20 protein-coding genes and 2 tRNA genes are annotated in these 21,533 nt (G+C 69.5%); 10 read left to right on the top strand and 12 right to left on the bottom strand.

Annotated features, from left to right (window positions below; translation table 11 throughout):
- Together ACZ4VA_RS33410 and ACZ4VA_RS33405 are read right to left on the bottom strand one after the other, a co-directional pair.
- Positions 1–1,274 (bottom strand): DUF2252 domain-containing protein (locus tag ACZ4VA_RS33410; RefSeq protein WP_468083681.1); only part of this gene is annotated, 1,274 nt, incomplete at its 3' end.
- 95 nt (positions 1,275–1,369) lie between these two features.
- Positions 1,370–1,681: a winged helix-turn-helix transcriptional regulator gene (locus tag ACZ4VA_RS33405; RefSeq protein WP_388904832.1), complete on the bottom strand. Its 312-nt coding sequence runs from the start codon at positions 1,679–1,681 to the stop codon at positions 1,370–1,372.
- A 175-nt stretch (positions 1,682–1,856) separates the two neighbouring features.
- Between ACZ4VA_RS33405 and ACZ4VA_RS33400 the strand changes: the two genes are divergently transcribed.
- On the top strand, positions 1,857–2,510 hold the full coding sequence (locus tag ACZ4VA_RS33400; RefSeq protein WP_355785212.1) for an FMN-dependent NADH-azoreductase: 654 nt from the start codon (positions 1,857–1,859) through the stop codon (positions 2,508–2,510).
- 315 nt (positions 2,511–2,825) lie between these two features.
- On the opposite strand, the gene ACZ4VA_RS33395 is transcribed toward ACZ4VA_RS33400, so the two are convergent.
- Positions 2,826–2,909: transfer RNA gene (locus ACZ4VA_RS33395), tRNA-Leu, on the bottom strand.
- A 794-nt stretch (positions 2,910–3,703) separates the two neighbouring features.
- Here ACZ4VA_RS33395 and ACZ4VA_RS33390 point away from each other — a divergent pair.
- The 6 genes from ACZ4VA_RS33390 to pknB all read left to right on the top strand — a co-directional run bounded on the left by ACZ4VA_RS33390 (position 3,704) and on the right by pknB (position 11,887).
- Positions 3,704–4,555 (top strand): DUF3662 and FHA domain-containing protein, encoded by an 852-nt coding sequence (locus ACZ4VA_RS33390; protein WP_356163700.1) that lies wholly within the window; start codon positions 3,704–3,706, stop codon positions 4,553–4,555.
- Between the two features lie 10 nt (positions 4,556–4,565).
- On the top strand, positions 4,566–5,087 hold the full coding sequence (locus ACZ4VA_RS33385) for an FHA domain-containing protein FhaB/FipA (protein WP_121405035.1): 522 nt from the start codon (positions 4,566–4,568) through the stop codon (positions 5,085–5,087).
- Positions 5,088–5,215: 128 nt separating this feature from the next.
- On the top strand, positions 5,216–6,757 hold the full coding sequence (locus ACZ4VA_RS33380) for a Stp1/IreP family PP2C-type Ser/Thr phosphatase (protein WP_355781757.1): 1,542 nt from the start codon (positions 5,216–5,218) through the stop codon (positions 6,755–6,757).
- Between the two features lie 26 nt (positions 6,758–6,783).
- Positions 6,784–8,229 carry an FtsW/RodA/SpoVE family cell cycle protein gene (locus ACZ4VA_RS33375; protein WP_355781754.1) on the top strand — a complete coding sequence of 482 codons (1,446 nt, stop codon included), beginning with the start codon at positions 6,784–6,786 and terminating at the stop codon, positions 8,227–8,229.
- Complete coding sequence (locus ACZ4VA_RS33370) at positions 8,226–9,707, top strand: peptidoglycan D,D-transpeptidase FtsI family protein (protein ID WP_452918754.1); 1,482 nt, start codon at positions 8,226–8,228, stop codon at positions 9,705–9,707. The genes ACZ4VA_RS33375 and ACZ4VA_RS33370 overlap by 4 nt, the downstream gene beginning before the upstream one ends.
- Positions 9,708–9,877: 170 nt before the next feature.
- A complete protein-coding gene (pknB, locus tag ACZ4VA_RS33365) occupies positions 9,878–11,887 on the top strand; it encodes a Stk1 family PASTA domain-containing Ser/Thr kinase (RefSeq protein ID WP_355781748.1) in 2,010 nt (669 codons plus the stop codon).
- 82 nt (positions 11,888–11,969) lie between these two features.
- Here pknB and ACZ4VA_RS33360 read toward each other — a convergent pair whose 3' ends face one another.
- The 6 genes from ACZ4VA_RS33360 to ACZ4VA_RS33335 all read right to left on the bottom strand — a co-directional run bounded on the left by ACZ4VA_RS33360 (position 11,970) and on the right by ACZ4VA_RS33335 (position 16,577).
- On the bottom strand, positions 11,970–12,722 hold the full coding sequence (locus ACZ4VA_RS33360; protein ID WP_468083676.1) for a class E sortase: 753 nt from the start codon (positions 12,720–12,722) through the stop codon (positions 11,970–11,972).
- Positions 12,723–12,812: 90 nt separating this feature from the next.
- Positions 12,813–14,141, bottom strand: a complete 1,329-nt coding sequence (locus ACZ4VA_RS33355) for a class E sortase (protein WP_468083674.1) — start codon at positions 14,139–14,141, stop codon at positions 12,813–12,815.
- A complete protein-coding gene (locus ACZ4VA_RS33350; RefSeq protein WP_468083672.1) occupies positions 14,138–14,776 on the bottom strand; it encodes an aminodeoxychorismate/anthranilate synthase component II in 639 nt (212 codons plus the stop codon). The genes ACZ4VA_RS33355 and ACZ4VA_RS33350 overlap by 4 nt, the downstream gene beginning before the upstream one ends.
- A complete protein-coding gene (locus tag ACZ4VA_RS33345) occupies positions 14,773–14,970 on the bottom strand; it encodes a hypothetical protein (RefSeq protein ID WP_356163697.1) in 198 nt (65 codons plus the stop codon). The genes ACZ4VA_RS33350 and ACZ4VA_RS33345 overlap by 4 nt, the downstream gene beginning before the upstream one ends.
- 37 nt (positions 14,971–15,007) lie before the next feature.
- Positions 15,008–15,730, bottom strand: coding sequence for a class E sortase (locus tag ACZ4VA_RS33340; RefSeq protein ID WP_355787571.1), 723 nt, complete (start codon positions 15,728–15,730; stop codon positions 15,008–15,010).
- A 67-nt stretch (positions 15,731–15,797) separates the two neighbouring features.
- Positions 15,798–16,577 (bottom strand): DUF881 domain-containing protein, encoded by a 780-nt coding sequence (locus tag ACZ4VA_RS33335; protein ID WP_355787574.1) that lies wholly within the window; start codon positions 16,575–16,577, stop codon positions 15,798–15,800.
- Between the two features lie 142 nt (positions 16,578–16,719).
- Here ACZ4VA_RS33335 and crgA point away from each other — a divergent pair, with 142 nt between their 5' ends.
- Positions 16,720–16,974, top strand: a complete 255-nt coding sequence (gene crgA / locus ACZ4VA_RS33330) for a cell division protein CrgA (RefSeq protein ID WP_355787576.1) — start codon at positions 16,720–16,722, stop codon at positions 16,972–16,974.
- Positions 16,975–17,257: 283 nt separating this feature from the next.
- On the opposite strand, the gene ACZ4VA_RS33325 is transcribed toward crgA, so the two are convergent.
- Together ACZ4VA_RS33325 and ACZ4VA_RS33320 are read right to left on the bottom strand one after the other, a co-directional pair.
- A complete protein-coding gene (locus tag ACZ4VA_RS33325; RefSeq protein WP_355787579.1) occupies positions 17,258–18,169 on the bottom strand; it encodes a rhomboid family intramembrane serine protease in 912 nt (303 codons plus the stop codon).
- A 139-nt stretch (positions 18,170–18,308) separates the two neighbouring features.
- Positions 18,309–18,842, bottom strand: a complete 534-nt coding sequence (locus tag ACZ4VA_RS33320; protein ID WP_355787582.1) for a peptidylprolyl isomerase — start codon at positions 18,840–18,842, stop codon at positions 18,309–18,311.
- A 430-nt stretch (positions 18,843–19,272) separates the two neighbouring features.
- On the opposite strand from ACZ4VA_RS33320, the gene ACZ4VA_RS33315 reads away from it, so the two are divergent.
- A complete protein-coding gene (locus ACZ4VA_RS33315; RefSeq protein ID WP_468083669.1) occupies positions 19,273–19,971 on the top strand; it encodes a DUF5324 family protein in 699 nt (232 codons plus the stop codon).
- Between the two features lie 491 nt (positions 19,972–20,462).
- Here the strand turns inward: ACZ4VA_RS33315 and ACZ4VA_RS33310 are convergent.
- Positions 20,463–20,535: transfer RNA gene (locus ACZ4VA_RS33310), tRNA-Ala, on the bottom strand.
- 182 nt (positions 20,536–20,717) lie between these two features.
- Between ACZ4VA_RS33310 and ACZ4VA_RS33305 the strand changes: the two genes are divergently transcribed.
- Positions 20,718–21,266 carry a helix-turn-helix domain-containing protein gene (locus ACZ4VA_RS33305; protein ID WP_355789710.1) on the top strand — a complete coding sequence of 183 codons (549 nt, stop codon included), beginning with the start codon at positions 20,718–20,720 and terminating at the stop codon, positions 21,264–21,266.
- Positions 21,267–21,533 lie beyond the last annotated feature (267 nt).

The raw sequence follows: 21,533 nt of genomic DNA, 5'->3' as shown, positions 1-21,533 counted from the left end.
CCCTGGGCTTGCCCCGATCGGCTGTCTGTCCGCAAACACTCTGCCGGTCGGGGTTTTCGCTGGTCAGACAACCTATGTCGTGTAGTCGAAGCGAGGAAGTCGCTGACGACCTGTATGCATTTCTGGCCGAGGACCACGCGCCGGCCCTCGTGCTCCACGTCGGGCACGGTGTAGCCGGCCGTCCGGAGATGGGGGACCAGCGCCGAGGGCCGGGCCTCCTTCACCTGGAGGACGAGGGGTTCCCCGCGGTGGTCCAGGAGCAGGACCACGTACGAGCGGGTGCCGACGCTTCCGGTGCCGACGACGCGGAAGGCGACGTCGTGCACCGCGTACCGGGCGAGGAGCGGGAGGCGGTCCTCGGACAGGGTCGTCAGGTAGTCCTCGAGGGACGCCGCCACCGCCGCGGCCTCCCCGTCCGGTACGCGGCGCAGCACCGGCGGTGCGTCGACGAACCGCCGGCCGCCGCCCTCCACGGTCTCGGTCGACTTCTCCGCGAACCGTCCGCTGGTGTTGGCCCGCGCCTTCTCTGAGACCCGCTCGAGAGTGCCGAGCAGGTCGTGGGCGTCGGCATGGGAGACGAGCTGCTCGTCCGCGATGGCGTTCCACGCGTCGAGGACCGGCAGCTTCGCCAGCAGCCGCATGGTGCGGCGGTAGGCACCCGCCGTGTCGTATGCCGCCTTGCGGCAGGTGTGCTCGTCCGCCCCGGCCTCCCGTCCGGCGAGCACGAGAGAGGTGACGAGCCGCTTGAGGTCCCACTCCCAGGGGCCGTGCACCGTCTCGTCGAAGTCGTTCAGGTCGATGACCAGGCCGCCGCGGGCGTCGCCGTACAGGCCGAAGTTCGCCGCGTGGGCGTCACCGCAAAGCTGCGCCGCGATGCCGGTCATGGGGGTGCGCGCGAGGTCGTACGCCATGAGGCCGGCCGATCCGCGCAGGAACGCGAAGGGTGAGGCGGCCATTCTGCCGACGCGGATCGGCGTGAGCTCGGGGATGCGGCCGGCGTTGGACTGCTCGACCGCGGTCACCGCGTCCGGCCGGCCGGTGTCGGGCGTCAGCTCGGCGTGCGCGGCGCGCGGCACGGCTTGCCGCAGGGCCTTGCCCTCGGCCTTGGGACCCCGGTGTCCTCCGGCTTCCCCGCTGCCGGGCGTCTCCTGGAAGGGCCGCTCCGCGAACCCCCGCACGCGGAAGATCCTCGGCGCGCGCCGCTCCGAAGCACCCGCGTCCTGCTCGGGGGCCTTTGCGTCCCGCTCAGCAGCCTCTGCGTCCTGCTCGGTCATCGTGACCGCCTCCCCCGTGCACAACATCAACTCGTGATGACCGTACCGCCGGGGGCCGAGACGCGTCAGACCCTGTGGACAACTCCGCGGACCAGCTATTTCCCGCCGCGGCAGGGCCCGCCCTCCGGCAGGTACCGCTCGGCCCAGACGCCCAGTTCCTTGAGCGCGGGTTCCAGTGCGGCGCCCGCCTCGGTCAGGCGGTAGGCGACCCGCAGCGGCGGTCCGTCGTTCACCTCGCGAACGACCAGTCCCGCCACGCCCAACTCCGTGAGGCGGTCCGAGAGCATCCGTTCGCTGATGCCGGGGATGGCCCGGCGCAGTTCGGCGAAGTGCACGGGCCGCTGGATCAGCACGGACACGACCAGGCCGGTCCAGCGCTTTCCGAGCAGCTGGAAGACCCGCGTCATCCCGTCATCGACCTTTTGACACGGTCCTGCGTGGTGGGGCACCGACTCCGCCATGCCTCCAGAGTACTGCGCTCACGCAAGGGGATGAAAAAAAGTAAGTGACTGTGTTATCTCTAGTTAGGTACGGAAAAGAAGCCCGCAGCCCGGGCCGCTTCGCCCTTCATTGGAGATTCCGATGGCCACGCTCCTGCACATCGACTCGTCCGTGTTCCCGACCGCCGCGTCGGCCTCCCGCGCCGTGACGGACGCCTTCCGCAAGACCTGGGAGGAGCAGCACCCCGACGGCACGGTGATCTACCGCGACCTCGCCGCGAACCCCGTGCCGCACATCACCGCCGACGCCCACACCGCCGGCTTCGCCGCCCCGGACGCGCACACCCCGGAGCAGGCCGCCGCCTTCGCCGAGCGCGTGAAGCTCATCGAGGAGCTGGAGAGGGCGGACGCCGTCCTGATCGGCGCCCCGATGTACAACTTCTCGATCCCTTCGACCCTCAAGGCGTGGCTGGACAACGTGATCCTCATCGGCCGTACGGCCATGGCCGAGGACTCGAAGATCAAGGGCACGCCGATCACCGTGGTCGCCAGCCGCGGCGGCTCCTACGCGCCGGGCACCCCGCGCGAGCCCTACGAGTACGTGCAGAACTACCTCCAGGCGGTCTTCGCGGACAGCCTGGCCATGGACGTCCACTTCATCGTCCCGGAGCTCACGATGGCGCCGCAGAACCCGGCCATGTCCGAGCTCGTCCCGCTCTTCGAGGCCTCGCGCGCGCAGGCCCTCGACGCCGCCACCGCCAAGGCCAAGGAGGTCACGGCCCACTTGGCCGCCTGACCCCCACCGGGCACCCGTGGCCTCGCGGCCACCACCACCCAGTACGGCCCGCGCCGTGTGACCGACCTCACGACTCGGTGACACGGCGCGCACTTGCCCGTACGAAGGGGATGTACCCACGCCCCGTCTCAACGAGCCGGCACCTCCGGGGCTACCGGCGTCGTGGGCGTGGGACGGAAGCCTCGGGGTCGTGCAGTGAGATAGCTCACCGCCGGACCGGGCCGCCCGCGACGGGCCGGCTGGGATCCGGCCTTTTCGGGCAACGAGAAACGGACCCCCACCCCGACTTTCGTCGGAGTGAAGGTCCGTTCGCTGTGCGCGAGGGGGGAGTTGAACCCCCACGCCCTTTCGGGCACTGGAACCTGAATCCAGCGCGTCTGCCTATTCCGCCACCCGCGCATTGGGTGTGTCGCCCGTCTCCCACCAAGTGGTGCGAGCGCCTGTCGACATGCAGAAGATTAGCACGCTGTCCGGGGTGGAATCACATCCCTTTCCCCGGCCCCCGCACCCCCGGCGGACCTCGGCCGGCGAAGCACGCGCCCGGCGTCCGGGAGGCCCCACCGGGGCCTCGGGCCAGGCCCGGGGTGGTGCCCGCGCCGGAGGGGACGCGTGGACACGGGAGGTCGCGCGGGGCGCTCCGCGCTCCCGGCCGTCCCCTCTCGCCCTTCCTCGTCCCCGCCGGCCCCGTCCCGCCCGCCCCTGGTCGCTCTGGCCCCCCTCGTCCCCCTCGCCCCTCTCGTCCCGTCCCGCTCCGTTCCCCCGTACCGAGCGGAACCGGTTCACGTATCAACCTCGTACCGGTCCTGGCCATCTGTACAGGAGCCGGACAAGGTGCACAGCCAGGTGCGGGACACTGGTCCCGGGCCGCCTCTACGATCCTTGTCGTGAGGAGTTCGAAGAGGCGCTCCGGAGGGAACTCCGGGAGGGAACCCCGGCTCGGTGCTTCGCGAGGTCTCGACACTCGTCGACCGGGCCGACAGGGGGAACCACCCGTTTTCCCGGCGCGTGGATACGATCAGTAAGCAGTATCAGGACGAAGACGATCAGCAGTACGCCGTAAGTGGCACCGCGCTGGGCAGTAGACACGTGGGTGACACCGCGGTGAGCAGCACAGGAAGCACCGCACGCGGCAGCGCGGCGAGCGGTACGGACGCAAGCGGCACGCAGGACGACGTCTAAGGAGGAGGTGCCCCATGGGAGTCCTGAAGAAGTTCGAGCAGCGTCTCGAAGGTCTGGTCAACGGCACCTTCGCCAAGGTGTTCAAGTCCGAGGTCCAGCCCGTGGAGATCGCGGGAGCGCTCCAGCGGGAGTGCGACAACAACGCCACGATCTGGAATCGCGAGCGGACCGTCGTACCCAACGACTTCATCGTGGAGCTGAGCACGCCGGACTTCGAGCGCCTCAGCCCCTACTCGGGCCAGCTCGGCGACGAACTCGCGGGCATGGTGCGCGACTACGCCAAGCAGCAGCGCTACACGTTCATGGGCCCCATCAAGGTCCACCTGGAGAAGGCCGACGACCTGGACACCGGTCTGTACCGGGTGCGCAGCCGTACGCTCGCCTCCTCCACCAACCAGCAGTCCCCCGCGTCCGCCCCGGCGGGCCCCGCGGGTCCGGCAGCGGGGCGACCCGGCGGATACGGCTACCCGCCGTCCGCCCAGCCCTCGGCAGCTCCTCCCATGCCGTCCGCGCCGCCGCCCGGCGGACGCCCCGGCGTCGCCCCCCTGGGACAGCGCGCCGCGGCGGCCCCCGGACCGGGCACCAGAACACGGCACTGGATCGAGGTCAACGGCACCCGCCATCAGATCTCCCGCCCGACGCTGGTGCTGGGCCGCAGCACCGAAGCCGACGTGCGGATCGACGACCCCGGCGTCTCGCGCCGGCACTGTGAGATCCGGACCGGAACGCCCTCGACGATCCAGGATCTCGGGTCCACCAACGGCATCGTGGTGGACGGGCAGCACACCACCCGCGCTACGCTCCGCGACGGCTCGCGGATCGTCGTGGGCAGCACCACCATCATTTACCGGCAAGCCGAAGGGTGAAGCGGGGGCAATGTCAGAGCTGACCCTCACGGTCATGCGGCTGGGTTTCCTGGCCGTACTGTGGCTGTTCGTGATCGTGGCCGTGCAGGTCATCCGCAGCGACCTGTTCGGAACGCGCGTCACACAGCGCGGCTCGCGCAGGGAAGCCGCGCGGCCGCAGCAGGCCGCGCGCCAGGCCGCGCCCCCGCAGCAGCGCCAGCAGGCGGCGCCGAGCGGCGGCGGGCGCCAGCGCCGCGGCGCCCCCACCAAACTGGTCGTCTCGGAGGGCACCCTCACGGGCACGACCGTCGCGCTCCAGGGGCAGACCATCACCCTGGGCCGGGCGCACGACTCGACGATCGTGCTCGACGACGACTACGCGTCCAGCCGGCACGCCCGGATCTACCCGGACCGGGACGGCCAGTGGATCGTCGAGGACCTCGGCTCCACCAACGGCACCTATCTCGACCGGGCCCGGCTGACGACTCCCACACCGGTCCCGCTGGGCGCGCCGATCCGCATCGGCAAGACCGTCATCGAGCTGCGGAAGTAGTACTACGTCATGAATAGGCGCGAGCGGAGCGAGCACGCAGCAGCGGTCCACACGACGGACCCCCGCGCGCTCCCGACCGGAGGGTGGGCACCGTGCGGATGTACCCGGAGCCGACGGGCGAGGTGCGCATGAGTCTGTCACTGCGCTTCGCCGCCGGATCGCACAAAGGCATGATCCGAGAGGGCAACGAGGACTCCGGTTACGCCGGTCCACGTCTGCTCGCGATCGCCGACGGGATGGGCGGCCAGGCGGCCGGCGAGGTCGCCTCCTCCGAGGTGATCTCCACCATCGTCGCGCTCGACGACGACGTGCCCGGCTCCGACATCCTCACCTCGCTCGGCACCGCCGTGCAGCGCGCCAACGACCAGCTCCGCATGATGGTCGAGGAGGACCCCCAGCTGGAGGGCATGGGCACGACGCTCACCGCCCTGCTGTGGACCGGTCAGCGTCTCGGCCTCGTCCACGTCGGCGACTCCCGGGCGTACCTGCTGCGCGACGGCGTCCTCACGCAGATCACGCAGGACCACACCTGGGTGCAGCGCCTCGTCGACGAGGGCCGCATCACCGAGGAAGAGGCCACGACGCACCCGCAGCGGTCCCTGCTCATGCGGGCGCTCGGCAGCGGCGACCACGTCGAGCCCGACCTCTCGATCCGCGAGGTCCGCCCCGGCGACCGGTACCTGATCTGCTCCGACGGCCTGTCGGGAGTCGTCAGCCATCAGACGATGGAGGACACCCTCGCCAGCTACCAGGGCCCCCAGGAGACCGTCCAGGAGCTGATCCAGCTCGCGCTGCGCGGCGGTGGCCCGGACAACATCACCGTCATCGTCGCGGACGTCCTCGACATCGACAGCGGCGACACCCTCGCCGCCCAGCTCTCCGACACCCCGGTCGTCGTGGGCGCGGTCGCCGAGAACCAGCTCCAGTCGCACGACAACGGCGCCATGCAGACCCCCGCCGGACGCGCCTCGAACCTCGGCCGCCAGGTGCCCGGACAGGGCGGCGGCGGCGAGTTCGGCCCGCCCGGCAGCGGCGACACCACCGGCTACGTCCCGACCGGCAGCTTCGACGGGTACTCGGACGACGACTTCGTGAAGCCGCGCTCGGGGCGCAAATGGCTGAAGAGGTCCTTCTACACGGTGCTCGCGCTCGCGGTCATCGGCGGCGGCCTGTACGGCGGCTACCGCTGGACGCAGACGCAGTACTACGTCGGCACCAAGGACGAGCACGTCGCGCTGTACCGGGGCATCAGCCAGGACCTGGCCTGGGTCTCGCTCTCGAAGGTGGAGAAGGACCACCCCGAGATCGAACTCAAGTACCTGCCGCCCTACCAGCAGAAGCAGGTCAAGGCGACCATCGCCGAGGGCGGGCTCGACGACGCGCAGTCCAAGATCGACGAGCTGGCCGTGCAGGCGTCCGCGTGCAAGAAGAACGCCGAGCGCCGCTCCGCCGAGAACGAGAAGAACGCCAAGACCGGCGAGGGCGAGGCCGGTGGCGTCACGGGAACCACGAAGTCCGCACTGACGTCCAAGGCCACGTCGTCGCCGACGCCCAACCCGTCGGCGTCGCAGCCCTCGTCCTCCAAGTCCAAGACCGCACCCACTCCCACACCCGGCCCCAGCCTCTCCGAGGAAGAGCAGAAGCTGGTCTCGCTGTGCGGTAAGCAGTAAGCAGCCGTGAGGGGCCCTGTCACACCATGAGCAGTACTACGAACCCGTCGACGCACCAGACGTCCACGATCGGCTCGATCGGTACGCCGAGCCGACGCAACACCGAGCTGGCGCTGCTGGTGTTCGCCGTCGTCATCCCGGTGTTCGCCTACGCCAACGTGGGCCTCGCCATCAACGACTCGGTGCCGCCCGGCCTGCTGAGCTACGGCCTCGGCCTCGGCCTGCTCGCCGGCGTCGGCCACCTCGTGGTCCGCAAGTTCGCGCCGTACGCCGACCCGCTGCTGCTGCCGCTGGCGACGCTGCTGAACGGGCTCGGGCTGGTGGTGATCTGGCGGCTCGACCAGTCGAAGCTGCTGCAGTCGATCAACCAGGCCGGCGGCGCCGCGCCGCGCCAGCTGCTGTACACCGCGCTCGGCATCGCGCTGTTCGTGGTGGTGCTGGTGTTCCTGAAGGACCACCGGGTGCTGCAGCGCTACACGTACATCTCGATGGTCGCGGCCCTGGTGCTGCTGCTTCTGCCGCTGGTGCCGGGGCTCGGCGCCAACATCTACGGCGCCAAGATCTGGATCTCGATCGCCGGATTCTCCATCCAGCCCGGTGAGTTCGCGAAGATCGTCCTCGCGGTGTTCTTCGCCGGCTACCTGATGGTCAAGCGGGACGCGCTGGCCCTCGCCAGCCGCCGGGTGATGGGCCTCTACCTGCCGCGCGGACGTGACCTCGGCCCGATCCTGGTGGTCTGGTTCATCTCCATCCTGATCCTGGTCTTCGAGACCGACCTCGGTACGTCGCTGCTGTTCTTCGGCATGTTCGTGATCATGCTGTACGTCGCCACCGAGCGGACCAGCTGGATCGTCTTCGGTCTGCTGATGTCCGCCGCCGGCGCGGTCGGCGTGGCCACCTTCGAACCGCACATCCAGACCCGTGTCCAGGCCTGGCTCGACCCGATGCGCGAGTACGCGCTCAGCCAGGCCGGGACCAACGACGGCGTCGTCCACTCCGAGCAGGCCATGCAGGCGCTCTGGGCGTTCGGCTCCGGCGGCACCCTCGGCACCGGTCTGGGCCAGGGCCACTCCGAGCTGATCCGGTTCGCCGCCAACTCCGACTTCATCCTCGCCACCTTCGGCGAGGAGCTGGGCCTGGCCGGCGTCATGGCGATCCTGCTGATCTACGGCCTGATCGTCGAGCGTGGCATCCGTACCGCCCTCGCCGCCCGCGACCCGTTCGGCAAGCTGCTGGCCGTCGGTCTGTCCGGCGCCTTCGGGCTCCAGGTCTTCGTGGTCGCCGGCGGCGTCATGGGCCTGATCCCGCTGACCGGTATGACCATGCCGTTCCTGGCGTCCGGCGGTTCCTCGGTCATCGCCAACTGGGCGCTGATCGCCATCCTGATCCGCATCAGCGACACCGCCAGGCGGCCCGCGCCCGCCCCCGCCCCCAACCCCGACGCCGAGATGACCCAGGTGGTCCGCCCGTGAACAAGCCCCTGCGCCGGATCGCGATCTTCTGCGGGCTGCTCGTCCTCGCCCTGCTGATCCGGGACAACTGGCTTCAGTACGTCAAGGCCGACTCCCTCAAGGACGACCCCAAGAACCGCCGTGTCGCCATCGAGCGCTACGCCACCCCGCGCGGCGACATCATCGTCGACGGCAAGTCGATCACCGGCTCGAAGAAGACCGACAACAGCGACTTCGCGTACAAGCGGACCTACAAGGACGGCGCCATGTGGGCGCCGGTCACCGGGTACGCCTCCCAGGCCTTCGGGGCCACGCAGCTGGAGTCCATCGACGACGGCATCCTCACCGGCAACGACGACCGGCTGTTCTTCCGCAACACCCTCGACATGCTGACCGGCAAGAAGAAGCAGGGCGGCAACGTCGTCACCACCCTCAACTCGGCCGCGCAGAAGGCCGCGTACCAGGGCCTGCTGAGGCAGGGCAAGGGCGCCGTCGCCGCGATCGACCCGCAGACCGGCGCGATCCTCGCCCTGGCCTCCACCCCGTCGTACGACCCGTCGACGTTCGCCGGGAACTCCACGACGACGGACAGCAAGGCCTGGACGAAGATCCAGAAGAAGAACGACCCGGACGAGCCGATGCTCAACCGGGCGCTGCGCGAGACCTACCCGCCGGGCTCCACGTTCAAGGTCGTCACCGCGGCCGCGGCTCTGGAGAACGGGAAGTACACGAGCGCGGACCAGAAGACCAAGACGCCGCTGCCGTACACCCTGCCGGACACGACGACGGAGCTGAAGAACGAGGGGAACATCCCCTGCGAGAACGCCACCATGCGCGTGGCGCTCCGGGTCTCCTGCAACACGGTCTTCGGCAAGATCGGCGCCGACCTCGGCCGCGACAAGATGGTCGAGCAGGCCGAGAAGTTCGGCTTCAACGAGGAGCAGTTCACGCCGGTGCGTGCCAGCGCCTCGACCTTCCCGACGAAGATGGACCGGCCGCAGACCGCGCTCAGCTCCATCGGCCAGTTCGAGACCGCCGCGACCCCGCTCCAGATGGCCATGGTCGCCTCGGCCGTCGCCAACAACGGCACGCTCATGAAGCCGTACATGGTCGACAAGCTCCAGGCGCCGAACCTGGACGTGATCGAGCAGACCGAGCCGCAGAAGATGAGCGAGCCGCTCTCCGAGGAGAACGCCCAGATCCTCCAGTCGATGATGGAGACGGTCGTCAAGGACGGCACCGGCCAGAAGGCGCAGATCAACGAGAACGGCATCACGGTCGGCGGCAAGACCGGTACCGCGCAGCACGGTGTCGACAACAGCGAGAACCCGTACGCCTGGTTCATCTCCTACGCCAAGCAGAGCGACGGCAGCTCCCCGGTCGCCGTGGCCGTCGTCGTCGAGGACGAGAGCGCCAACCGCGACGACATCTCCGGTGGCGGCCTCGCGGCGCCCATCGCGAGGGACGTGATGAAGGCGGTTCTCGACAGCAAGAAGTGACCCCCGTCACGTCCCCTGCGCATCGGTGCACGTTGCGATACCGGTCCTGTATCGGGTGACGGTCTTGGCCAGGTCACACAAAGCGATCCGGGTACGGTATGCCCGGACAGCACACCGCCGGACCACACAAAGGTGCGGTCGGGACTGACGGAGAGGGCTGGTAGGTAGCTATGGAAGAGCCGCGTCGCCTCGGCGGCCGGTACGAGCTGGGCCAGGTGCTCGGCCGTGGTGGCATGGCCGAGGTTCACCTCGCCCACGACACCCGGCTCGGCCGCACCGTGGCGGTGAAGACGCTGCGCGCGGACCTCGCGCGCGACCCGTCGTTCCAGGCCCGCTTCCGCCGGGAGGCCCAGTCGGCCGCCTCGCTCAACCATCCCGCGATCGTCGCCGTCTACGACACCGGCGAGGACTACATCGAGGGCATCTCCATCCCGTACATCGTGATGGAGTACGTCGACGGTTCCACGCTGCGCGAGCTGCTGCACTCCGGGCGCAAGCTGCTGCCCGAGCGCACGCTGGAGATGACCATCGGCATCCTCCAGGCGCTGGAGTACTCCCACCGCGCCGGCATCGTCCACCGTGACATCAAGCCGGCCAACGTCATGCTCACGCGCAACGGCCAGGTCAAGGTCATGGACTTCGGCATCGCCCGCGCGATGGGCGACGTCGGCATGACGATGACGCAGACCGCGGCGGTCATCGGCACCGCGCAGTACCTCTCCCCGGAGCAGGCCAAGGGCGAGCAGGTCGACGCCCGCTCCGACCTCTACTCCACCGGCTGCCTGCTGTACGAGCTGCTGACCGTGCGTCCGCCGTTCGTCGGGGACTCCCCGGTGGCGGTGGCCTACCAGCACGTCCGCGAGGAGCCGCAGCCGCCGAGCGTCTTCGACCCCGAGATCACGCCCGAGATGGACGCGATCGTCCTCAAGGCGCTGACCAAGGACCCCGACTACCGCTACCAGTCCGCGGACGAGATGCGCGCGGACATCGAGGCCTGCCTCGACGGCCAGCCCGTGGGCGCCACGGCCGCCATGGGTTCCGTCGGCTACGGCGGCTACCCCGACGACCAGGCGACCACGGCCCTGCGGTCCACGGACGGGCAGGCCACGTCGATGCTGCCCCCGATGAACCCGGACGACGCCGGGTACGGCTACGACGACCGGCCCGACCGCCGGCGCCAGAAGAAGAACAACACCTCGACGATCCTGCTGGTCGTCGCGGGAATCCTGGTCCTCGTGGGTGCGATCCTCATCGGCAAGTGGGCTTTCGGGGGCGGCGGTTCGGGCGACGAACCGTTCCCGGCACCGGACTTCGTGGGCCAGACCAAGGCCGACGCCGTCCAGATGGCGGAGAACCGGGAGCTGCAGCTCACGTTCACGAAGAAGCCCTGCGAGAACCAGAAGACCGGCAGCATCTGCTCCCAGGACCCCGTGGCCAAGACCGAGGTCAACAAGGGCGACACGATCAACCTCGTAGTCTCGACCGGGGCCCCGAAGGTCGCCGTGCCGAACGTCATCGACGACCCCCTGGCCGTGGCCAAGAAGAAGCTCGAGGCGGACAAGTACCAGTTCGACGTGGAGACCAGGTCAAAGGAGTCCAGCCAGGATCCGGGCACCGTGCTCGCCCAGGACCCGGACCCGGGCAAGGAGGTGGAGAAGGGATCGACGATCACCCTCACCATCGCCAAGGAGAAGAAGCAGGCCACCGTCCCGGACGTCACCGGCAAGTCCTGTGACGAGGCCAAGCAGCAGATGCAGGCCAACGACCTGGTCGGCGAGTGCCAGGACGTCGAGACCGCCGACGCCGCGAAGGTCGGCAAGGTGCTCCAGACCGCCCCCTCGGCCAACTCCACGGTCGATCCGCAGTCGAAGGTCACCATCCAGATCGGCAAGGCCGCCGAGAAGCAGAAGGTGGCCGTCCCGGGTGTGACGGGCCAGCGCCTCAAGGACGCCAAGAAGGCGATCCAGGAGGCGGGCCTTCAGGTCGGGAACATCACGGGCGGCAATGACGACAACGCCATCGTCCTGATCACCGATCCCCCGGCCGGCAGCCAGGTCGACCAGGGCACCGCGGTCAACCTGACCACCACCGGCCAGCAACAGGGCGACAACGGGGGCAACGGCGGCAACGGCGGCTTCTTCGGAGGCGTCACCGGCACCGTGTTCCGCACGGAGGACTAGCCGCTCCGCCCGCACCGGGTCCTTGCACGACGGAGCCCCGGCACCCACGAAGGGTGCCGGGGCTCCGTCGTACCGCTTTCCGTCAGCGCATTTCCTTCGGCGGCGTACGGTCGGCGTCGACCTTCTCGACCCGCTCCAGCTCGCCCCAGACCACGTAGCGGTAGCGGGACGTGTAGACCGGCGTGCAGGTCGTCAGGGTGATGTAGCGGCCCGCCTTCTTCACGCCCGACTCCTTCGGGACGGCGCCCAGGACCCGCACGTTGTACTTCGAGGTCTCCGGGAGGACCGAGAAGACCTTGTAGACGTACCAGTCGTCCTTGGTCTCGAAGACGATCGGGTCGCCCTTTTCGAGCTTGTCGATGTTGTGGAACTTGGCGCCGTGACCGTCGCGGTGGGCGGCCAGCGCGAAGTTGCCCTTCTTGTCCTGCGGGAGGGCCGACTTGACGGGGTCCATGTAATAGCCGGCCACGCCGTTGTTCAGGACCTCGGACGACGTGCCCTTCTTGACCAGCACCTCGCCGTTCCGCATGGTCGGCACGTGCAGGAAGCCGATGCCGTTCTTCGTGTCCAGGGCGCCGGGGCCGCCGCCGCGGCCCTCCAGCCAGTCGTCGCGGACCTGGTCGGCCTCCTTGTGCGCCGTCCGGTCGGCGATCACGTTGGTCCACCACAGCGAATAGACGACGAAGAGGCCGAGCACCAGCCCGGCCGTGATGAGGAGTTCACCGAAGACACTGACGGCCATCGCGATCCGGCCGCCGCGGCGGCGAGGCGCGGGCACCTCGCCGGCGTCGGCACCGGTGTCGGCGCGCTCGTCGTGGTCCGTCCTCGCTGCCACTGTGCATCCGCCCCGTCTGATCCGTCTCGACAATGCGTCCCGGGGCACCCGGGTCGTCCGGAAGGCCCGGGGAAGCCGCTCCCCGCGCTCCTACTGGACGAGCGCGTCCGGCTTGCCCTTGCTGCGCGGCCGTTCCTCGACCAGCTTGCCCCAGACGATCATCCGGTACTTGCTGGTGAATTCCGGCGTGCACGTGGTCAGTGTGATGTAGCGCCCGGCGCTGGTGAAACCCGACCCCTTGGGGACGGGGTCCAGCACGGCGGTGTTCGAGGGCGGCGTCACCGGGAGGATCGACGCCATCTCGTAGACGAAATACTCGTCCTGGGTCTCGACCACGATGGGGTCGCCCGGCTTGAGACGGTTGATGTACCGGAACGGTTCGCCGTGGGTGTTCCGGTGCCCCGCGATCCCGAAGTTGCCCGTCTTGTCCTCGGGCATCGCCGTCTTCACGCTGTCCTTGTCGTAGTGCCCGACCATCCCGCGGTCGAGGACCTTCGACTTGCTGATGCCCTCCGCGATCGGCGCCACGACGTCCAGATCGGGGATGTGCAGGATGGCGAACCCCTGTCCCGGTTCGAACGCCCCCGGCTTCCGCTTGCCGTTCGCCCAGTCCTCCTGGAGGTTGTGCGTCGCGCTGCCGGCCTGCTGGTGTGCCCGGATGTTCGACCACCACAACTGGTAGGTCACGAACAGCAGCATCAGGACGCCCGTGGTGATGAAGACCTCGCCGATCATCCGGCTCACCACGACGGCCGCACCGGGCCGCCGGGCCCGCGCCGCGCGCCGCGCCTCCAGCCGGGACCGGGGCACCCCCGACGGCCCGTCCGCGGGCGTCTCCACGGCCGTCTGCGCGCCTCCGTGCCGTCCTCGGCGTCCGGCGGCCTTCCGGCGGGCCGCTCGGCCGCCTGGCGGGCGTATGGACTCGCTCCCGGCCCCGCCCCGGGAGCCCCCGGCCCCGCCCGGCACGTCCGCGATCCGCAGCGCCACCGTCTCGTCGTCCGGCAACTGCGGCGCCACGACCGGCTGGACGAGGGTGGGAGCCGCGTGCGGAGCCTCGTACGCGGGGACACCCGGCGCCGTCCGGGGAGACGCGTACGGCTCCTCGTGCCCGCGCGGGCCCTCCTGCTGCCCGTACCCGCCGTACTGCGCGTAGGGCTGCGGGGTCTCCTGGTACGGCTGCGCCGGCGCCGCGTACGTCCCCTCGGCCGACCCGTACCAGTCCCGCGCGTACCCGGCGGGGTCGTACCACTCCTCCTGGACCCCCGGCCCGGGCTGCGCGGTGAGCGGGTCCGTCAGGGGATCGGCGGGCCGTCCCGCCGGCGCCCCGAACGCCTCGGCGCCCTCGAACGCGCCAGCGCCCCCGTACGCGGCCTCGCCGCCGTGGGGGGAGCTGTCGCGCTCGGGGCGCAGCGCGGTCACGCCGTGGCCCTGCCCACCACCGGGGCGAGCCCCGCCGACCTCGCCACCGCGTCATGGTCCCCGCACTCCGCCAGCCAGTTGGCGAGCATCCGGTGACCGTGCTCGGTCAGCACCGACTCGGGATGGAACTGCACGCCCTCGACCCGCAGTTCACGGTGGCGCAGGCCCATCACGATCCCGTCGTGCGTGCGTGCCGTGACCTCCAGCTCGGCCGGGACGGTCAGCGGCTCGGCGGCCAGCGAGTGGTAGCGCGTGGCCGTGAAGGGGGACGGCAGTCCGGCGAAGACGCCCGTGCCCCCGTGCTCGACGAGGGAGGTCTTGCCGTGCAGCAGCTCCGGCGCGCGGTCCACCACCCCGCCGTACGCCACCTGCATCGACTGCATGCCGAGGCAGACGCCGAAGACGGGGACGTCGGTCCGGGCGCAGTGCCGGACCATCTCGATGCAGACGCCCGCCTGTTCCGGGGCGCCCGGTCCCGGCGACAGCAGCACGCCGTCGAAGCCGTCCTGGGCGTGCGCCGTGGACACCTCGTCGTTGCGCACCACCTCGCACTCGGCGCCCAGCTGGTACAGGTACTGGACCAGGTTGAAGACGAAGCTGTCGTAGTTGTCGACGACGAGAATCCGCGTGCTCACTGGTCGTCCACCGTCACATCGTTGAAGGGCAGCAGCGGTTCGGCCCACGGGAAGACGTACTGGAAGAGCACGTAGACCACCGCGAGGGCCAGGACGAGGGAGATCAACGCCCTCACCCATGCGTTCCCCGGCAGATGCCGCCAGATCCAGCCGTACATGCCGTCCCTTCCGTAGCACCACGGCACCAGAGTCACGCCCTACCCCACCGGACTCACGCCGTACGTCACCAGACTAACGGCGCAGCGCCTCCGGTTTCCCGGCCTCCACAGGCTGGGTGGAATCCAGATGCGCCCAGACGATCAACCGGTGACTGTGCCCCCACTCCGGCTCGCAGGTCGTCAGTGTGAGGTACCGGCCCACACGCGTGTACCCCGATTTCCTCGGTACGGGGTCGACGACCGCGACATCACCGGGCAGTGTCCGGTAGGGCTTCGTGTCGATCCGGTACGTGAACCAGGTCGTGCCGTCCGTCAGCACCACCGCGTCCCCGGGGCGCAGCCGGGGGAAGTCCTTGAAGGGGTCGCCGTAGGTCCGGCGGTGCCCGGCGACCGCGAAGTTGCCCCGCTGCCCGAGCCGGGCGGTGCGCGCGTAGTGCCCGAGCCCCTTCTTCAGGGTGCCGGTGCCGGTCCCCTCCAGCACGGGCTTGTTCCACGTGAAACCAAGACGCGGCACGTACATGATCGCGAACGGCTCGTCGTTCTTGTACGGCCCGGGTCTCGCCGGTGCGGTGGCGGCGGGCTCCGCGGAGCTTCCGCTTCCGCCTGGTGTGCCGCTTCCCGAGGGCACCGGCCGGACGCTCCCCTGCGACCAGCGGTCCTGGAGTTCGTCGATCTGACGGTCCATGACGCCGTCGGCCTTCACGCCGGTCCAGAAGAGCACGTAGACGACGAAGAGCACGATCAGAGCGCCGACGGTGATGCACAGTTCGCTGAGCGTCCGGACGACCACACGCACCGACACAGGCCCCCCAGTGGCAGCTGCTCCGCTACTCCGGCCACCGCGCCCGCCCGCGGACCGCTCGCTACTCCACGGGCTTCGCGTAGTGGAGATCCACTGTGCCCGAGTAGCCGGGAAGAGTCACCTTCCCGTCCTCCTCGACTTTCCAGCCGAGCCCGTAGACATTGACGTAGACCATGTAGTTCTGGATCGCCGCGGAGGCCGCCAGCGCCTTCTGGAGCTTGGCGGGATCACCGACCGCCTGGATCTTGTAGGGCGGCGAGTAGACCCGCCCCTGGAGGATCAGGGTGTTGCCGACGCAGCGGACCGCGCTGGTGGAGATCAGCCGCTGGTCCATGACCTTGATGCCTTCGGCGCCGCCCTGCCAGAGCGCGTTCACCACGGCCTGGAGGTCCTGCTGGTGGATCACCAGGTAGTCCGGCTGGGGCTCGGGATAGCCCGGCAGCTTGGCGGTCGCGTTCGGCGGGGCGTCGTTCAGCGTGACCGTGATGGCCTTGCCCCGCAGCTTCCGGGTGCCGGCGTTCTTCTCCAGCGCGGCCAGCTTCGCGTCCTCGGCCGCCGTGCGGCCGTCGTCCCGCTCGGCGAGGGACTCCACGTCGTCGCGCAGGGCCCCGTTGGACTCGTCGAGCCGCCCGTTCTTGTGACTCCGCTCCTGGATGAGGTCGGAGAGCTTCAGCATGGACGCATCCGTACGGATATTGGTGCCCTTGGCCGTGTTGAAGCTGGTGAAGAAGATGAGGCCCGCCAGGGCGAACACCGCTACGGTGAGCACCCGCACGGGCCGGAAACGGCGCGTGCGGCCAGGGGTGGGACCCGTCCCGGGGGAGTCGGCAGAATTGCTCAACGTACCCTTATCTCCTTAGGCGCCGCGGAAGCACTACGCTAACGGACGCCCGGGGGAGCACTCAGTGTCCCCTTGTACGCTGCCCCGGAGCCCGCCCCAGTTCCCTGCGCGGCCACGCAGCGCATCGACAGGAGAGACCCTCGTGCCGAAGTCACGTATCCGCAAGAAGGCCGACTACACGCCGCCGCCGTCCAAGCAGACGACGGCCATCAAACTGAACAGCCGCAGCTGGGTCGCCCCGGTCATGCTGGCCATGTTCCTCATCGGCCTGGCCTGGATCGTCGTCTTCTACGTGACCGACGGTTCACTGCCGATCGACGCGCTCGACAACTGGAACATCGTGGTCGGTTTCGGCTTCATCGCGGCGGGATTCGGCGTCTCCACGCAGTGGAAGTGACGTCGTTCCCGGTGGGATAACGGTGGCCCACTGCCGGGTGGACGGAGCTCTGCCCCCAGCTATCCACTGAGTTATCCACAGAAGTTTTCCACAGTGGGGAAAAAGAACGACGATCTGTGGATAACCCACCGGGTGTTGACGCCGGTGTGACTGGCCTACCGGGATGCGGAAGTCTGTTCGCCCCCTGTCCTACCTGGGAAAACTCGGGTCAGCGACAGGGGGCACAGTTGTTCCCGCACAGCGTGCACAAGATCCGCCACAGTCTGTGGACAACATCGGTCACTCAGGTCAGCTGACCGGTCCTGACCAGCGTCATGACGACCACCACGGCCAGGACCAGGGCACAGGTCCCGTACTGCACGAGGCTCCGCCGCTCCCGCGGGGCGTGGACCATGGCGTACCCGACGACGAGCCCCGCGACCAGCCCGCCGACGTGGGCCTGCCAGGCGATGTCGGGCACGGTGAAGGTGACGACCAGGTTCACCGCGAGCAGGATCAGGACCGGGCGCAGGTCGTAGTCCCGGTGGCGCAGCAGGACGACGGTCGCACCGAACAGGCCGTAGATCGCTCCGGACGCCCCGACCGAGGGCTGGTTCTGCGCGGCGATCAGATACGTGAGCGCCCCGCCCGCGAGGCCGGACACCACGTAGAGGACGAGGTAGCGGGCCCGGCCGAGGGCTTCCTCCAGCGGCCCGCCCATCCACCACAGCAGAAGCATGTTGAAGGCGATGTGCGTGAGGCCGTTGTGCAGGAACATCGACGTCAGCAGCCGGTACGGCTGGCCTTCCGCGACGCCCTGGACCGAGTTGAGCACCGAGTCGTAGCCCCGGCCGACGAGCTGGAAGCGGCTCGTGAACCGGTCTCCGACCGTCTGCTGGAGCAGGAACGCGGCGAGGTTGAGGCCGATCAGGATCTTCGTGACGAGCCGGGGGTCGGCGGCGACCGTGCCTCCCGCGAGGGTGCGGGGCCGGGCGGCGTCAGGGGCGTGTCCGGTGCCGGATCCGTCGCGCACGCACTCGGGGCACTGGAAGCCGACGGAGGCGCTGACCATGCAGTCGGGGCAGATGGGGCGCTCGCAGCGGGTGCACCGGACGCCCGTCTCGCGGTCGGGGTGCCGATAGCAGGCGGGCAGGCTCTGGGCGTCCTGCGGTCCGTGGTCGCCCGGTCCCTGCGGGCTGCCTGGCACCTTGTCCATGACGGGTCCCCTCACCTCTGCGTACGACGGGCTGCGCGGCCGGCGCACAGCGGTCCGCCCGGGCTCGTGCGTGAACGCACCGCCCCGTCCATCCCTACGGACGAACGGGGCGTTTGGTTCCCGGCGGAACCCCGGGGGCTCAGCCCTGCCGGGTCTCCACGACGACGGACTCGATCACGACGTCGTTGACCGGACGGTCGGTGCGCGGGTTGGTCTGGGCGCTCGCGATGGCGTCCACGACCTTCTGGCTGGCCGCGTCGGTGACCTCGCCGAAGATGGTGTGCTTGCGGGTCAGCCAGGCCGTCGGGGAGACGGTGATGAAGAACTGCGAGCCGTTGGTACCCGGGCCGGCGTTCGCCATGGCCAGCAGGTACGGCTTGTCGAAGGCAAGGTCGGGGTGGAACTCGTCCTCGAACTTGTAGCCGGGGCCGCCGGTGCCGTTGCCCAGCGGGTCGCCGCCCTGGATCATGAATCCGCTGATCACCCGGTGGAAGACCGTGCCGTCGTACAGCTTGTCCGTGGTCTTCTGGCCCGATTCCGGGTTGACCCATTCCCGCTCGCCCTTGGCGAGCTCGACGAAGTTGCGGACCGTCTTGGGCGCGTGGTTCGGCAGAAGCCGGATCTCGATGTCGCCTTGGTTGGTCTTCAGGGTGGCGTAGAGCTGCTCAGCCACGATGTGCCTTCCGTTGCCTTCTCTGACTCCCCGATCCTCGCACGGACCGGCCTTTCCGAAGCCCGCCACCACTCGTCCCGGCGATTGGTACTCCTTCTACCGGGCACCCGGATCATGTCCCCGGACAGCCGTCCGGGGGTGGTGTCTGCAGAAAACCGGTCGAGTCCTCCCGGATGGGGGCGCGTCACGACGATCCGTGGCATTGTCGTCGACAAGCTCCTGTTGCCCTGTATTAATCCGCTATTGGACCTGATCGTCGCCTGACGGTCACCGATCATCCCGTGATCGGCGACTGCTCAAGGCTCGCCCGGGAGGGGGGCATTCGTGACCCGGATGCCCGTCCTCACATGCCCAGGTGGTCACCGACGGGCATGATCCCGATAAGGGCGGAAAGGTGAAATACCGTACGCCACCGAGGAGGAGGAAACCCGTGACCCGCATCGAGAGCGTGCGCGCCGCGACCGGCTCGGCAAAGGACAGCGTGCTGCACGCCGCGGAAGTGGTGGCGCCCTATGCCGACACGGCCAAGGACAGGGCCGCACACTACGCAAACGAGGCACGCGTACGGCTTGCGCCGAAGGTGTCGCTGGCCGCCGACCAGGCCCGCGTCCAGTACGACGCTCATCTCGCGCCCCGGCTGGAACAGGCCCGCTCGCACGTACCGCCGAAAGTCGACCAGGCCGCCCACGACGCGGCGGTCCGCACCCGCAAGGCCGCCCGCCAGGCCGCCGACTACTCGAAGCCGAGGATCGACCAGGCGGTCGCGGTGGCCCAGCCCGTGAGCAAGGAGGCCGCGGCCCGCGGAGTCGCCGCACTCGCCGCCCTGCGCGGTCAGGTCTCGCCCAAGGAGATCCAGAAGCTGGTCCGCAAGCACGAGCGGCGGGCCAGGGCCGGACGGATCGCCAAGGGCCTGGCCATCCTGGGCGTCGTGGCCGGCGGTGCCTTCGCCGCCTGGAGGTGGTGGGACAAGCAGGCCAACCCCGACTGGCTGGTCGAGCCCCCCGCCGCGACCGAGGTGCCGGACAACGGCCACCTGTCGGCCGTGGACGGCAGCCAGGCCGCCCTGGACCCTGAGGTTCAGGCCAAGGAAGCAGAGGAGGAGTCGGCGGACCGCGACGAGAACCGCTGATCCCGGCCACCGCGCCGGCCTCAACAACGCCGTGGGGCAGAAGACTTGAGGGTCTTCTGCCCCACGGCGTTGTTTCACGTGGAACATCAACCGGAACCCCGGTTCCGGGTGCGGGCACCGGCGTTTACAGCACTCGTCCCCGATGACGTTTGCAATGACCCGCACACATGACATCCACACAAAAACCTTAACGGAGCGCATTGCACCGGTTACGGGACGGCGACCGCCCCCGCCCCCGTAAGGCCCGCCCATCGGCGACCGCCACACCGCGGAGCCGCAGCGCGCCGACGAGAAGACCTGACGGGCCCCGTTTTCGACGCCCATTTGCGCAAATAAATGCAACGAAGCAAAGCCCCGACGTGTGACACAGGTCACCCACGCGTCGACCGACCGGCTGCACCGGGACCTCGGAGGAGTCGGAGACCGGGAGAAACAAGGGCATACGAAAACCGGCCAGCCGCCCGCTGAGGGCGTCCGGCCGGTCCGAGGTGTGGAGCCTAGGGGAGTCGAACCCCTGACATCTGCCATGCAAAGACAGCGCTCTACCAACTGAGCTAAGGCCCCGGAAGAGGAACGTCCGACCGGAGGAGACTCGCACCGGCGGGCGCCGCAGACCAGAGTACCGGGTCACCCCCGGGATCTCGCAAAAAGATAGGGGGTCCCCGTGGACGACCACTCTCCGTAAGATGCTCGGCGTGGTTCGCGGCAGCGAACCGCCGTACTTGGGGAAGCGATGGGGAGACGCAATGGACGCCGCACAGCAGGAAGCGACCGCAAGAGCCCGGGAGCTGCAGCGGAACTGGTACGGGGAGCCGTTGGGGGCGCTCTTCCGTAGGCTCATCGACGATCTGGGTCTCAACCAGGCGCGTCTCGCCGGGGTACTGGGGCTGTCCGCCCCCATGCTGTCGCAGCTGATGAGCGGCCAGCGCGCCAAGATCGGCAACCCCGCGGTGGTCCAGCGGGTCCAGCTGCTCCAGGACCTGGCGGGGCAGGTCGCGGACGGCAGTGTCAGCGCGGCCGAGGCCACCGCCCGGATGGACGAGATCAAGAAGTCCCAGGGGGGCTCGGTGCTCAGCAACACCACGCAGACGACCAGCAGTTCAGGGGCGCCGACGGTGAAGCGGGTGGTCCGCGAGATCCAGTCGCTGCTGCGTTCCGTGGCCGCGGCGGGGGACATCATCGAAGCGGCGGACACCCTCGCCCCGACCCACCCGGAACTGGCAGAGTTCCTCCGGGTGTACGGCGCGGGCCGTACCTCCGACGCGGTGGCGCACTACCAGTCCCACCAGAGCTGAGCAGACCGCCCGGCGGCAACACCCCCGCGGTGAAGGGCTCTTGGGCCTTCGGCCACGGGGAGGCGGGCAGCCGGGCACCTCACGGGGTATGCGCAGCGGGAGACCGCACGACGGACCGGGCACGGCACCCGGCAACCGACACCGCCGGGCGGCCCGACAGCGGGGCGCCCCGGAGTGCCCCGGGGGCGTGGGCACTTCGACGAGCTCCAGCCGACCGGGCACCGCGCACGCGGCAGCCGGGCCGACTCCGAAGGGGGAGCGAGGCAC

This window comes from Streptomyces sp. NPDC028308, from assembly GCF_055565855.1.
This window is presented reverse-complemented; position numbering and strand designations above follow the sequence as displayed.